The following is a 12,963-nucleotide window of genomic DNA, read 5'->3' on the forward strand; positions in this document are numbered from 1 at the left end:
CACAAATAAGCCCACGATAGAACCACATTATGCCAATTGGGCAGAACCAATCCGAGAGACCCGCCCCGGTCCGAGACATGCCAAGAGTCGCGGTGCCCACGTCATTTTAGTTGTGTGGGGACCGAGGGGCGTTGCCCCTTCTCTCCCCCAAACAGGTCTTCCGCCCAGCTTCCTCCACTGCGTTCCGTGCAGCCGGTTCCCCGCGAATCCCTGTTGTCCCCTTCCAGCCCCACCGCTCACGCGGCCCAGGGAAACAGGACGGGGTCCTATTTCCCTGTCCTATCCAAGCAACCAAGACAAAGGACGCCATCATGAACATCATTAGGAGCTCACACGAGGCCGTCATCGCCATGACCGTGGCAGAGCCCACCGTAGCCATGCATTATGCAGTTGAAGCCATCGCCCTCAACCGGCTGGTGCCAAGTCCGGCAAACGTCCGGCGCACTAATGCCGCCGCGGGCATATCGGAGCTGGCTGACAGCATCGAGGCCCATGGCCTCATCCATAACCTGACCGTGCGAAAGGCTAAGAAAGGCAAATACGAGGTCGTGGCAGGTTCGCGTCGTCTGGCCGCGTTGCGTCTTCTCGCGAAGGAAGGCCGTTTGACCCCTGACGCGGGAATTCCTTGCAGCATCCGCAATGCAGAGAGCGACACAGAGCTTTCGCTGGCTGAAAACGTGCAGCGGGAGGCGATGCACATCGTTGACGAAATCCTCTCCTATCGTCAGCTTGCCGCGGACGGCATGGCACCGGAGAACATTGCGGCACGGCTCGGGCAGTCCGTTATCACCATACGGCAGCGGTTATTGGGATATCGCTGGGCCAACCTGAAAGAACCGCTCGGAAACGAAGGAATCTGGCCGCACACGGCACGCCTGTGGACGAAGATTCGGCCATCCCCACAATCCGCGAAAACAAATTGCTCAAGATAATTTTGAATAGGCTCTTTCTAAAAATAACGAATGCAAGCGAGAGCTATTACGACGACTATACGATTGGGCACGCCAGACGGCATATCAACGAACCAGTACCGAATTAAAACCCGAATTGGCCGAGTAACATCTCCGTGAACATCGACTGAAACGCCTTCAAATCGCCGCCACTCACACACACATTTTTACGCATACTCTCGAATCCACTGTGAATAAAATAGAAAATACAATAACTTATAGATAGATTACCCTGACTCCGGTTCAGCCCCCATGGCGAAATCCGATCATGCAGCCTGTCCGCGAACGGACATGACCGGCTTCCTAGCGATAAGCGTAAACATACCGCGCAATATTGTCGTAGAAGCTCGCAAGATAGGCTGGTATCCGCTTGAAACGGGCGAATTTGCTGCCGCGATATTCGGCGCGCGTGCCGACCAGCGTATCCGGATCACCGAATGGCAGGAAATCCCTGTCGGTGACATAGACGTCCGTGCCATAGCCCCAGCCGCACTCCAGGGCGCGGTCGAAAGGCAACGTCATCACCCGTGCCGCTTTCACAAACCGCTCCGCCCCGCCCCGCGAGATAATATAGCAGGCCGACGATCCTTGCGGACCGTAGATGCAGCGGCCGAGCGTATCGCCGAGCGCACTGGTTTTCCGGCTCTTGAATCCGCTGCGGCGATGGTTGGTCAGTTTCACGATCGCATTTTCCGGCATCACCGCGACCATTGCCCTGACCCGCTCGGAAAATTCCGGCGTGAAGGCAACGTCGTCCTCAACGATCACCGCCACCGGCGCATCGGTGGCAAGAAATATCTCCAGCGCCCTTATATGGCTGGCGTAGCAGCCATATTCACCGGCGAGCGCATGGCGGCCGTTGCGCAATTCGAAACCGCGCCGGTCGAAATCCGTCCATTCGGCCGGAGGAACGGTCTTGCCGTCGACACCCTCCACCGGGCGCAGATCCAGCCCGAGACCGGCGGCGCCCTCCAGCATCTTCTCAAGCCTTGCCCGCGCCCGGGCAATGGAAATGATGTAGATGGGAAACGTGGAGATCGGCAGCATTCGGAACACACCATGCGCATGAGACGGGAGACCGTCTCCTACAGCAAGGCGCGCCGCCCGTCCATTCGCAGACCGAAAAGCGCAGCGTCGTCAGGCACGCCTGAAGGGACTTTCGGCCCGGCGGTTTGGAGGCCGCAACATGCCGGTCTGATCGCCACCCGAAACGCGGCGCGAGATTATTTGCGGGGAGCAGTGCGGCGGCAGCGCCAGTTCCAGTCTCTCGGTTCGCCCGTATCCATATGAACCGATTCGGTATGGCAATAGGTGCCGACGCCACCACGATCAGGCAGGGAGCGCAGATAGGTGGCAAGCTCCCATTTGGAGACACCCTTGATCTGGATATCGGCGGCATCGCAGGTATAGTGCTTGGAGCCCTGCCTTATGCCCTTTGGCGGACGATAACCCGAGGTGACGATCGCCGGGCTGTTGTAATGGTGCTCGACATCCTTGATCATCCGCACCAGCTCCGGCTTGAAGCAGCCGACTTCGACATGGTCCGTCTGCAGGAAAAGCCCGTTCGGGGCAACACGGGTCAGGCCGGAAAGCGAGGCAAGCTTCATCAGGCCTGTCGGCTGATCCTCTTCGTCTTCGAGATGGGCGTCGTCGAATTCATCGGACATCATCGAGCGGCCGGCAAGCGCAATGCCCATCGTCCTGTCCGCCGCGCCGGGCAGCGCCGCCACCTCGGTATTTGCGGCGCCGCCGTTCTCGATCATTTTTGGCAGCCGCTTCTTGGCGGCTCCGGCGAAAAATGCCGCAAGCGTAACGCCGGTGCCCTCGCCCTGCCGTCTTTCACCTCCGGGCGCCGCATTGGCGGCGGGCGGCGCGGCAGCAACGGCCGCGAGCTGCGGCGGCGCGGGCACGGGAACAGGCTGGCGGTTTTCGCTGTGCTGTTCCGCCACCGGCACCGCAACCGGTGCGGCGGCGGGCTGAAGCTGCGCCGGCGCCGAATAAACGCTGCTGACGGCGGGAACGATCTTCTGCGATGGCGTGACGCCGGCAGCGGCTGCATCCGCCGCTGCGGAAGGCGCGACCGTCCGGGCGGTGGAATAGATGCTGGAGGTGCCGGCGGAAATCGCCGTCGGCTGTGTGGTCAGGCCGCCAATATCGGCGGCGGCGCCGTAGACCTGCGCCGGGCCGCCCGGTGTCTGCGGCGGGACCGGCATCGCCCCGCCGGAGGCGGACGCCACGGCGGGATCGACATAATGCCCGGCCTGCGCGCCGGTCGAAGCCGCAGCGACGGCCGCTGCGGCCGACTGCGGTTTCTGTTGCGCCGTAATTTCCGGCTTCTTGGCGCTGGCGGCCATCTCGTCATCCGTCACCGCCGAGACGCAGCCGGAAAGTCCGAGCAGCGAAACCGCAATGACGAGACGCTGACAGGAAACGCGTCCTTTCGCGCCCTCGACAGTTTTCATGGATGGCCTCCGTATCTTGCATTTCCAACAGCAGCACGGCAACGGAATCGTGCGCTTTCCCCAAACGGGACAGGCCGTTTCGATTCGCGGACTATGCCTCATCCCGTCCGGACAAGGCAAGAGCACCCGAAAATGCCGCTACTGGCCGGAAAATCCTTACCAGGAACCGGTATTCTGCATAGATATCCATGGTTCGGCTGGTGCGAGGCTTTCGCCCTTCTGCAGGATTTCGAAGGAAATACCGTCGGGGGAGCGGATGAAAGCCATGTGGCCGTCGCGCGGCGGGCGGTTGATGACGATACCGTTCTGCTGCAGGCGGGCACAGAAGTCGTAGATATTGTCGACCTCGTAAGCCAGATGGCCGAAATTGCGGCCGCCGGTGTAATCCTCGGTATCCCAGTTATAGGTAAGCTCAAGGCACGGCGCCTTGTTTTCCTTTGCCGCAGCAATGTCGTCGCGCGCCGCAAGAAACACCAGAGTGAAACGGCCTTTTTCGTTTTCGATTCGGCGTACTTCCGTAAGACCCAGGAGGTCGCCATAGAATTTCAGTGATTCGCCAAGGTCTTTGACGCGCACCATCGTGTGCAGATACCGCATTGTCTTCCTCTCCAATACACGGGTCCGGGGTCGTTAAACGCCAGATGGCAAGCCCCGGACAAGGACGGCGACATAAAAGCAGCTGCGCAAATCAAAAACTAGGGCTTGCGTCGAACCGTTACCAAGATGTTAATCTGGCGCACAGGAATCAGTTGACCGGTGTATGGCGCGTAATCGAGGGGTTGGCAGGATATGGCTGATAGGATGTCATCGAAGACGATAGTCGATCTCGAGGACCTTTCGGGCGATGCCGTGGACCTGACCGAAATCACCGGCGTCGTGAAATGGTTCGATGTCGCCAAGGGTTTCGGTTTCATCGTGCCGGACAACGGCATGCAGGATGTGCTGCTGCACGTCTCCTGCCTGCGCCGTGACGGATACCAGACCATCCTCGAAGGCACCCGTATCGTCGCGCTCATCCAGCGGCGTGACCGCGGTTTCCAGGCTTTCCGCATCCTGTCCATGGATCAGTCGACCGCCGTTCATCCCTCGCAGCTGCCGCCGGTGCGCACCCATGTTCAGGTGACGCCGTCCAGCGGGCTGGAACGCGCCATCGTCAAGTGGTTCAACCGCACCAAGGGTTTCGGTTTTCTGACGCGCGGCGAAGGAACTGAAGACATTTTCGTGCATATGGAAACGCTGCGCCGTTTCGGCCTGACGGAGCTTCGCCCCGGCCAGGTGGTGCTGGTGCGTTACGGCGATGGCGACAAGGGCCTGATGGCCGCGGAAATCCATCCCGACAATCCCGCTTCCATCGGAATGTCGCATTGATGGCCGCCCTGCGCGCCATGGTGAAAAGCGCCGTCCTGGCGCTTGTTTTTTTCACACTCGCCAGCGCCGCCCAGTCTCAGGAACGGCAGACATTCACGTCAGAGCCGCTGACGGTCGAAACCGCTTCCGGTAAAACCCACGATTTCGTTGCCGAACTGGCGCTCGACAATGCCCAGCGCGAGCAGGGCCTGATGTTCCGCAAGTCCATGCCGCCGGAAAACGGCATGCTGTTCGATTTCGGTGAGGCGCGGGATGTGGCCATGTGGATGCGCAACACCCTCATCCCCCTCGACATGCTGTTCATCGCCCGCGACGGGCGCATCACCCATATTCACGAAAACGCGGTGCCGCATTCGGAAGCGATCATCAGCTCCCGTGGTCCGGTGAAATTCGTGCTTGAACTGAATGGCGGCGCTGCCAGACGTTATGGCATCAAGCCGGGCGATATGGTCCGCAGCGCGCAGATCGGCAACCGGAAATGATATTGCCGCGTTATTGTATCTGAACGAGCCGGACAAACCCGTCCGGCTGTCGCAATCGTCAGTAAACCGGCTCGATATGGCTCAGAATCCGGCAGTTGGAAATGGAAGCGGCGAGATTGATGGCGATATCGATCGCCTCGACCGAATCGGCCGTCCCTTCCAGATAGATCACATCATTTTCGACAGTTGCGGAAATACGCGACTTTTCAAGGCCCGATTCGAAGGCCAGAGCCGAGGTGATCGCCTGGCAGACACCGGCCATGCGGTCGCCGAAAAAGCTTTCCTGAATGCCTGACAAATTGAACATCTGCGTTCTCCTTCTTATGGACATTACAACGCGCCAATAGCGGTTTTGTTCATCTCCGGTTCATCATTTCGTTCATCTTCCATTCATCTTGCAAAATTGGAACCCCCCGACCGATCACATTTTAGGTGATCGGGAACCATTTCGTGAGACGGGCATTTCGCGCATGGGAGTGAAGACCGCCATGAAGGCGCGTGAAACAGGGAGGAAAATGACATGCTGATCAACAGAACGGAGCCGTGTCACCACGCTTCGTGGATGAAGCCGGTGGCGATCCACCTGCCCTTGTCCGCGGCCGTGGAAATCTACAGCCCGCTGGTGGCGCTGGACATGCTGATGTACCGCTGGCCGGAAGAACACGGACCGGAATATGAAGAAGCGCGCAGAAACTGCCTCGATGCCATCGCCGGAAAATGCGACATCGAAAAAGCCAGGGAATCGTTTCTCATCGCAAGCAGTCACGCGCATATTCTGAACATCCACTAAAGTTCATTGCCCGTGGTGACGACTGGCCCTTCGCTGCGAAGGGCTTTTTCTTTTGCGGCAAACCGCATCCCCGGCACCATGTCCGGCAGCATGCACCCTGCTCACCGGTGGATGATGACATGTAACTGTCACCTAAACGTTATAATCGGCAGGAACGAATTCCATGGAATCGGGAGGCGGACAGACCGCCAGCAGCTAGGGAGTGGAACTGGCCAGCATGGAAACTGTCTTTGCTTTTTGCGCAATCCTGCTCCTTGCCTTCAATCTTCTCGGCATCCTGCTGGCCGGCTGGCGGCTGACGCGGCGCGACGCGGAAAACCTGCTCGTGCGGCAAAAACCGCCGGTCTCCATCGTCGTGCCCCTGCGTGGGGTGGAAAGCTTTACCCCGTTGACGCTGTCACGCGCCTTTGAACTCGACTGGCCGGATTACGAATTGCTGTTCTGCGTCGCCGACGAATTCGATCCGGTGATTGAGGAGGTCAGCCGCGCAAGCGCCGCCTTCCCGGCAATCGCAGCGCAGATTCTCATCGGCGACGACCGGATCAGCGCCAATCCAAAGCTGAACAATTGCGTCAAGGGCTGGCGCGCCGCCCGGCACGACTGGGTCATTCTCGCCGATTCGAACGTACTGATGCCGCAATCCTATATAGCGACGATGATGTCGGCCTGGCGGAAAGACAGCGGGCTGGTCTGCTCGCCGCCGCTCGGTTCGCAGCCGGCAGGGTTCTGGGCGCATGTGGAATGCGCCTTCCTCAACGGCTCGCAGGGCCGCTGGCAATATGCGGCGGAAGCGATCGGCATGGGTTTCGCACAGGGCAAGTCGATGTTGTGGAACAGGCCGTTCCTCGAAGATCATGGCGGTATCCGCGCGCTCGCAGCAGAAATTGCCGAGGACGCCGCTTCGACGAAACTGATCAGAAATGCCGGTCGCAGGGTGCATCTGGTATCCGCTCCCTTCGAGCAGCCGCTGGGCCGCCGCCATGCCGGCGAAATCTGGTCGCGCCAGACCCGCTGGGCACGGCTGAGACGCGTGACCTTCCCGCACTATTTCGCACCGGAAATCCTGACCGGCGCGCTGCCCCCGCTTCTCCTCGCCCTCGCCGCCGCCGCCATGATGGATATGGACCTTGCCGCGACCGCCTTTGCCGTGCTCGCCATCATGTATGTTCCCGAACTGGCGCTCACCGCCCTCAACCGCTGGCCGCTGTCGCTCCATACGCTGCCGGCCATGATCGCCCGGGATATGATCATGCCCGTCGTCTGGACGCGCAGCTGGATCGGCAGCGCCGTGGCCTGGCGCGGCAATGTCATGACGATCGGCACGGCGGAGAGCACTCTGGCCGGGCCATCCACAGATTGAACGGAAGCTTTTTGAAGAGGTTACGCCGGAAAGCCGATGCTTTGCCTTAAAATGGTCGGAGTGGAGAGATTCGAACTCCCGACCCTCTGGTCCCAAACCAGATGCGCTACCAGACTGCGCTACACTCCGCCGAGGCGATGGCTGGGGAATACACGGTTCACCTGAAGTCCGCAACAGGAAATTCATCTTTGTTCAGCCGTACCCCTCATCGGCGAAATCCGGGCCGGCGCGGCGGCGGCGGCAAAGGAAAGCGCGGGATAATCGTCTTGACTCTCACCGGAAGTCGGTCCATTTCAAATTCAGCGTTCCTGACACGATTTGGTTATTCTATTCAGGTACGTGAAGAATAATTCAGGGGCGCCATGCCCCGCCGCCCAACCGGAGCAGTTTCGACATGTCTGCGAAGATCTACCGCCCTGCAAAAACCGCCATGCAATCCGGCAAGGCGAAGACCAATGTCTGGGTTCTGGAATTCGACGCCGAGGTTCCGCGCAAGATCGATCCGATCATGGGATACACCTCCAGCTCCGACATGAAGCAGCAGGTCAAGCTGACATTCGAGACGCAGGAACAGGCCGAAGCCTATGCGCAGCGCAAGGGCATCGAATATCGCGTCATCCAGCCGAAGGAAGCGACCCGCAAGGTGGTTTCCTACACCGACAATTTCCGTTTCAACCGCACCCAGCCCTGGACGCATTGAAACACGACAGTTTTCGCCGGCAGCATCGCTGCCCGGCCAGACGGCCCCTTAGCTCAACTGGATAGAGCAACTGCCTTCTAAGCAGTAGGTCGCAGGTTCGAGTCCTGCAGGGGTCGCCACCGCTTCTCAAACTACTGATAAATTGCGTCTTTAGGGCCTGATCGCCGGCACGGTGTCACTCCGTGTTTGCACGCCCGTTATTCTTCATCTTTCTCCATCTGAAGAGATAACCGAAACCCGGTCCGATCAGCATCCCGCCGATAACCCATTCCAACAGGGTCAAGGGTCGCTCGTCCGGGTCGCGGCCTGTCACGTAAAGGAAGAGAAAAAACGCGACCACGCCGCCGGTCAGGAGCGTGAGGGGAAAAAACACGCTGTCACGAAAGCCTTTCATATAACCACCTCCCTTGGCCGTGGATAAAGATATTGGCTATGAGCCTGTTGGCAAATGGCATTTTAAACAGTGATCGCACATGATCGCCCAGGCATCTCTGCTGCCACTAGCCACCACTGACGCTTTGTTCAAGTTCAAGCACATTTCCTTCAGGATCGCGCGCGTAAGCAATCAGATAGGGCATCTCTGGCGTTCCCAAGTCCGTGATCTGCCCGATCTGCGTCCCTCCCGCTTCAATGACTTTGGAGAGGGTTCTGCCGATGTCCTTCATCTGGAAAGCCAAGTGCCCGAAGCCGGGTTCATTCACCCTTGGCAGCTCTCGGGGGTGGGTGACACCGTGCTCGTGAATCTCCAGAAACGGCTGTTGCAGCCCGGGGAATCTGAGCCAGATACTACGTATCTCAGAAGCTGGAATCCCGTTCCCGCGCGAGATTTTGTCACCGGATAAAGTTGTCAGTTCACGAAGGACATCGCATTTCATCACATTCACATAGAAAGCGGCGAGCGCTTCCACATCCCGCGCAACCAGATTGATGTGAGCAAGCTTCATAGCGTTCAGCACTCTCATATATGAGGCATACCATACCTGGTACCCTGCGTTCACCAACAAGGACTATTTGGAGCCAATAGCCGTCATCAGGATCAGCGGTGGCTTCCCCGGTTCTAAAGGATTATCAAAGAAACCCGCTTGGCAGGCTTACACATTCGCGAGCCCGTCCTGAACCAAAAAAGAGCGGCAACGCCGCCTGCCCCAGCAGGCATTTTTTATCTACCCCTACCCCACCAGCGTAAAATACCCCCACACCGCCACAAAAAACGCGATGACAGCCACAATCGTCAAAACCTTTTTCGCTTTCGGCCCCAGCGGTTCGCGCGGTTTTTTCGGCGGCACCGGTTTGCGGAACTTCACCACGTTGTCGTTCATTTCATCATCGTCCTGGCTGTCGCTGCTGAAACCTCTGCCGGATCGGTGGCATCGGCCTTGTTAATGCTTATCTCTAACAGAGCAGAACTATCATAAATATTACCAAGTTTTCACTTCACCCCGGGGGCAAGCTATGTCACTTCCCACAATCAGAGGAATACGGAACGACAGATGGACGGACAAACCGGAGAGCGGAAACAACCCTCTGTGGTATTTTGAATTTTGCGGGTGACGAGAATGAATGACGCCAATACGAATGGCAGCGACTCAAAAAACAGCCAGCCCGATCTGCGCGAGATTCTGGGAACGAACAGAAACGGCCGCAAGAAAAAGTCGCGCCGCTATCTCTATGCCGCAGCAGCCATCGTGCTGATTGGCGGCGGCCTCGGTTATTATTACCAGTCGCGCGCGGCGGGCGTCGCCTATAGCTACACGACCGAAGCGACCCGCCAGGGCGATCTTTCGGTCATCGTCACCTCCACCGGCTCGGTCCAGCCGACGGATCAGGTCGATATATCGAGCGAACTGTCCGGCACGGTGCGCAAGGTCAACGTCACCTATAACAGCCCGGTCAAGGCCGGAGACGTCCTGGCCGAGCTGGATACCAACAAGCTGGAGGCCGACGTGCAGAGCGCCCGCGCCAAGCTTGCCTCCGCCAAGGCCAATGTGCTGAAGGCGCGCGCCGACCTCGGTTCGGCGAAAACCTCGATGGAACGCCTGAGATCGCTGGTGCAGAACCGGGTGTCCAGCCAGCAGGATCTGGATGCCGCCCAGTTCAGCCACGATGCCGCCGCCGCCACGCTTGACGTCAACGAGGCGACCGTACTTTCGGCGGAAGCGGATCTCAGGCTCGCCGAGGTCAATCTCGGCAAGGCCAAGATCGTTTCGCCCATAGACGGCGTCATCCTCACCCGCAGCGTCGATCCCGGCGCCACCGTCGCCTCTTCGCTCAACGCCCCGGTGCTGTTCACCATCGCCGGCGATCTGCGCCACATGGAATTGCAGGTCTCGGTGGATGAAGCCGATGTCGGCAAGGTCGAAACCGGCCAGAAGGCCAATTTTAACGTCGACGCCTATCCCGACCGCAGTTTCCCGGCCGAGATCGAGACCGTGCGTTTCGCCTCGGAAACCGTGTCCAACGTGGTGACCTACAAGGGCATATTGACGGTCGACAATGAGGAGCTGCTGCTGCGCCCCGGCATGACGGCAACCGCCAATATCGTCGTCGAGGACATCAAGGATGCGCTGCTGGTGCCCAATTCGGCGCTGCGTTATACGCCGCCGCGCGAATCCGCCTCCCGGGGCGGCGGGCTGATGAGCCTGTTCCGCCCGCCGCGCATGGGCCGTCCGCAAAACCGCGAAGCCGGCCAGGCCACGCAAGGCAAAAGAACCGTCTGGGTGCTGCGCAACAATACGCCCGTCTCCGTCGCCATCGAAACCGGCTCCACCGACGGCCAGCATACCGTGGTGAAATCCGGCGAGCTGAAGGCCGATGACCAGGTGATAACCGACGCAACGGCCCGCAACGCCGGCTGACGGAGGAAAACCCATGCAACAGCCGCCGCTCATCGAATTCCGCGATGTCGTCAAGCAATATGGCCGCGGCGAAGCCACGATCCGCGCGCTCGACGGCGTCAGCCTGTCGATCCGCGCGCAGGAATTCGTCGCCATCATGGGGCCGTCCGGCTCCGGCAAATCCACCTCGATGAACATCATCGGCTGTCTGGATGTGCCGACCGCCGGCGAATATCTGTTCCAGGGCGTGCCCACCAGCGGCTTCGACAACGAACATCTGACGCTGCTGCGCCGGCATATGCTGGGTTTCGTGTTTCAGGGCTTCAACCTTCTGTCACGCACCTCGGCGGTGGAGAATGTCGAGCTGCCGCTGATCTATCGCGGCATGAAGGCCTCGGAGCGGCGCGAGCGCGCCATGGAGGCGCTGGCGCAGGTCGGCCTCAAAGGCCGCGAGGACCACACGACACAGGAGCTTTCCGGCGGCCAGCAACAGCGCGTGGCCATTGCCCGCGCCATCGTCACCCGCCCTGCCCTGCTTCTGGCCGACGAGCCGACCGGCAATCTCGACACGAAGACCAGCATCGAGATCATGGAACTGATCACCGCGCTTAACCGCGACAGGGGCATCACGGTCGTCATGGTCACCCATGAAGAGGATATCGCCGCCCACGCCGGCCGCCTGCTGCGCTTTGTCGACGGCCACCTCGCCTCCGACAGCGCCGTGGACGAAAAGGAGACATCGGATGTTCTTTGAAACGTCGCGTCTTGCGTTGCGCGCCATCAGCCGCAACCTCCTGCGCTCCTTCCTCACGGTGCTCGGCGTCGTCATCGGCGTGGCCGCCGTCATCGCCATGGTCACCATCGGCAACGGCACGACCGAGCAGGTGAAATCGGAATTGTCACGGCTCGGCACCAACATGCTGTTCCTGCGCCCCGGCCAGTTCGGCCCCGGACGGGCGAGCACGGAGGCCAAGCGCTTCGACGACCGCGATGTCGAGGCCATTCGCAACCAGATCACCGGCATCCGCGCCGTCGCGCCACAGAACCGCAGTTCCGCCGCCACCGTCATTTTCGGCGGCAAGAACCACCAGACGAGCGTTGTCGGCACCAGCAACGACTATCTGATCGCGCAGGACTGGACCATCGCGCTCGGCCGCGAGTTCCAGCCCGCCGAAGATCGCGGCGGCCAGATCGGCTGCATCATCGGCGAAACCGTCCGCCAGGAACTTTTTGGCGCGGAAAACCCGGTCGGGCAGACGATCCGCGTCAGCAACATCTCCTGCCCCGTCATCGGCGTATTGGCCAGAAAAGGCCAATCCGGCCTCGGTGACGACCAGGACGACACCATCATCATGCCGCTTAAAATCCACCAGCGGCGCATCGGCGGCACCACCACCATTTCATCCATCATGGTTTCGGCACAGGACGGCGTTTCCACCGCCAAGGTGCAAAGCGACCTGCAGAACCTGCTGCGCGAACGCCGCCGCATCGGCATCGGCCGCGAAGACGACTTCACTGTCAACGACATGACGCAGATCGCCTCGGCCATGACCGGCACCACGACGCTGCTGACCGGGCTTCTGGGCGCGGTCGCCGCCGTCAGCCTGCTGGTCGGCGGCATCGGCATCATGAACATCATGCTGGTGTCGGTGACGGAACGTACCCGCGAAATCGGCATTCGCCTCGCCATCGGCGCTCTGGAAAAACAGGTGCTGACGCAGTTTCTGGTGGAAGCCGTCATGCTGTCGGCCTTCGGCGGCCTCGTCGGCATCCTCACCGGCCTTGGCCTTGCTTATGCCGTCGTCGGTTATCTCAACGTGCCTTTCGTCACCAGCCCGTCGATCATCTTCCTCGCCTTCGCCTTTTCGGCGGCCATCGGGGTGATTTTCGGCTATTTCCCGGCGCGGCGGGCGGCAAGCCTGAGCCCGATCGAGGCGCTCAGGCATGAATGAAAGCTGGATTTCAAACCGCAACCGGCTTTTGGGACAATAAACGGAAACCTCCGGTTCTTCCGGGG

General features: G+C 60.0%; 16 protein-coding genes and 2 tRNA genes. 10 read left to right on the forward strand and 8 right to left on the reverse strand.

Annotated features, from left to right (window positions below; genetic code table 11):
• The first annotated feature begins 311 nt into the window (after positions 1-311).
• The gene (locus ACI2KA_RS00200) at positions 312-932 is read left to right on the forward strand and encodes a ParB/RepB/Spo0J family partition protein (RefSeq protein ID WP_404498188.1); all 621 of its coding nucleotides are present in this window, start codon (positions 312-314) and stop codon (positions 930-932) included.
• Between the two features lie 321 nt (positions 933-1,253).
• Here ACI2KA_RS00200 and ACI2KA_RS00205 read toward each other — a convergent pair whose 3' ends face one another.
• From ACI2KA_RS00205 to ACI2KA_RS00215, 3 genes are all read right to left on the reverse strand, one after another.
• Positions 1,254-1,997, reverse strand: coding sequence for a glycosyltransferase family 25 protein (locus ACI2KA_RS00205; protein WP_404498190.1), 744 nt, complete (start codon positions 1,995-1,997; stop codon positions 1,254-1,256).
• A gap of 176 nt (positions 1,998-2,173) precedes the next feature.
• On the reverse strand, positions 2,174-3,412 hold the full coding sequence (locus ACI2KA_RS00210) for a YcbK family protein (RefSeq protein ID WP_404498192.1): 1,239 nt from the start codon (positions 3,410-3,412) through the stop codon (positions 2,174-2,176).
• A gap of 156 nt (positions 3,413-3,568) precedes the next feature.
• Complete coding sequence (locus ACI2KA_RS00215; RefSeq protein WP_404498194.1) at positions 3,569-4,009, reverse strand: VOC family protein; 441 nt, start codon at positions 4,007-4,009, stop codon at positions 3,569-3,571.
• A gap of 192 nt (positions 4,010-4,201) precedes the next feature.
• Here ACI2KA_RS00215 and ACI2KA_RS00220 point away from each other — a divergent pair, with 192 nt between their 5' ends.
• Together ACI2KA_RS00220 and ACI2KA_RS00225 are read left to right on the forward strand one after the other, a co-directional pair.
• Positions 4,202-4,780 carry a cold-shock protein gene (locus tag ACI2KA_RS00220; RefSeq protein ID WP_142859176.1) on the forward strand — a complete coding sequence of 193 codons (579 nt, stop codon included), beginning with the start codon at positions 4,202-4,204 and terminating at the stop codon, positions 4,778-4,780.
• Positions 4,780-5,262, forward strand: coding sequence for a DUF192 domain-containing protein (locus ACI2KA_RS00225; protein WP_404498196.1), 483 nt, complete (start codon positions 4,780-4,782; stop codon positions 5,260-5,262). The genes ACI2KA_RS00220 and ACI2KA_RS00225 overlap by 1 nt, the downstream gene beginning before the upstream one ends.
• A gap of 58 nt (positions 5,263-5,320) precedes the next feature.
• Here ACI2KA_RS00225 and ACI2KA_RS00230 read toward each other — a convergent pair whose 3' ends face one another.
• Entirely contained in the window at positions 5,321-5,569 is a 249-nt protein-coding gene (locus tag ACI2KA_RS00230; RefSeq protein ID WP_003522642.1) for a BON domain-containing protein, read from the reverse strand.
• 213 nt (positions 5,570-5,782) lie between these two features.
• Here ACI2KA_RS00230 and ACI2KA_RS00235 point away from each other — a divergent pair, with 213 nt between their 5' ends.
• On the forward strand, positions 5,783-6,052 hold the full coding sequence (locus ACI2KA_RS00235; protein ID WP_404498198.1) for a DUF982 domain-containing protein: 270 nt from the start codon (positions 5,783-5,785) through the stop codon (positions 6,050-6,052).
• Between the two features lie 217 nt (positions 6,053-6,269).
• Positions 6,270-7,412, forward strand: coding sequence for a ceramide glucosyltransferase (locus tag ACI2KA_RS00240; protein WP_404498200.1), 1,143 nt, complete (start codon positions 6,270-6,272; stop codon positions 7,410-7,412).
• A gap of 52 nt (positions 7,413-7,464) precedes the next feature.
• On the opposite strand, the gene ACI2KA_RS00245 is transcribed toward ACI2KA_RS00240, so the two are convergent.
• A tRNA-Pro gene (locus ACI2KA_RS00245) sits at positions 7,465-7,541 on the reverse strand.
• 265 nt (positions 7,542-7,806) lie between these two features.
• Between ACI2KA_RS00245 and ACI2KA_RS00250 the strand changes: the two genes are divergently transcribed.
• Entirely contained in the window at positions 7,807-8,112 is a 306-nt protein-coding gene (locus ACI2KA_RS00250) for an ETC complex I subunit (protein ID WP_004442361.1), read from the forward strand.
• 42 nt (positions 8,113-8,154) lie between these two features.
• Positions 8,155-8,231, forward strand: a tRNA-Arg gene (locus tag ACI2KA_RS00255).
• A gap of 56 nt (positions 8,232-8,287) precedes the next feature.
• On the opposite strand, the gene ACI2KA_RS00260 is transcribed toward ACI2KA_RS00255, so the two are convergent.
• From ACI2KA_RS00260 to ACI2KA_RS00270, 3 genes are all read right to left on the reverse strand, one after another.
• Positions 8,288-8,506, reverse strand: coding sequence for a hypothetical protein (locus tag ACI2KA_RS00260; protein ID WP_404498202.1), 219 nt, complete (start codon positions 8,504-8,506; stop codon positions 8,288-8,290).
• Between the two features lie 106 nt (positions 8,507-8,612).
• Positions 8,613-9,056: a VOC family protein gene (locus ACI2KA_RS00265; protein ID WP_404498204.1), complete on the reverse strand. Its 444-nt coding sequence runs from the start codon at positions 9,054-9,056 to the stop codon at positions 8,613-8,615.
• A gap of 225 nt (positions 9,057-9,281) precedes the next feature.
• Positions 9,282-9,431, reverse strand: coding sequence for a hypothetical protein (locus ACI2KA_RS00270; RefSeq protein ID WP_404498206.1), 150 nt, complete (start codon positions 9,429-9,431; stop codon positions 9,282-9,284).
• Positions 9,432-9,668: 237 nt separating this feature from the next.
• Here ACI2KA_RS00270 and ACI2KA_RS00275 point away from each other — a divergent pair, with 237 nt between their 5' ends.
• From ACI2KA_RS00275 to ACI2KA_RS00285, 3 genes are read left to right on the forward strand one after another with little or no spacing between them, the layout of a single operon-like run.
• Positions 9,669-10,967, forward strand: a complete 1,299-nt coding sequence (locus tag ACI2KA_RS00275) for an efflux RND transporter periplasmic adaptor subunit (protein WP_404498207.1) — start codon at positions 9,669-9,671, stop codon at positions 10,965-10,967.
• A gap of 13 nt (positions 10,968-10,980) precedes the next feature.
• Complete coding sequence (locus ACI2KA_RS00280; protein ID WP_404498209.1) at positions 10,981-11,700, forward strand: ABC transporter ATP-binding protein; 720 nt, start codon at positions 10,981-10,983, stop codon at positions 11,698-11,700.
• Positions 11,690-12,898, forward strand: coding sequence for an ABC transporter permease (locus tag ACI2KA_RS00285; protein WP_404498211.1), 1,209 nt, complete (start codon positions 11,690-11,692; stop codon positions 12,896-12,898). The genes ACI2KA_RS00280 and ACI2KA_RS00285 overlap by 11 nt, the downstream gene beginning before the upstream one ends.
• Positions 12,899-12,963: the final 65 nt, after the last annotated feature.

The organism is Agrobacterium sp. NPDC089420, assembly GCF_044900305.1.
Classification (GTDB): Bacteria; Pseudomonadota; Alphaproteobacteria; order Rhizobiales; family Rhizobiaceae; genus Agrobacterium.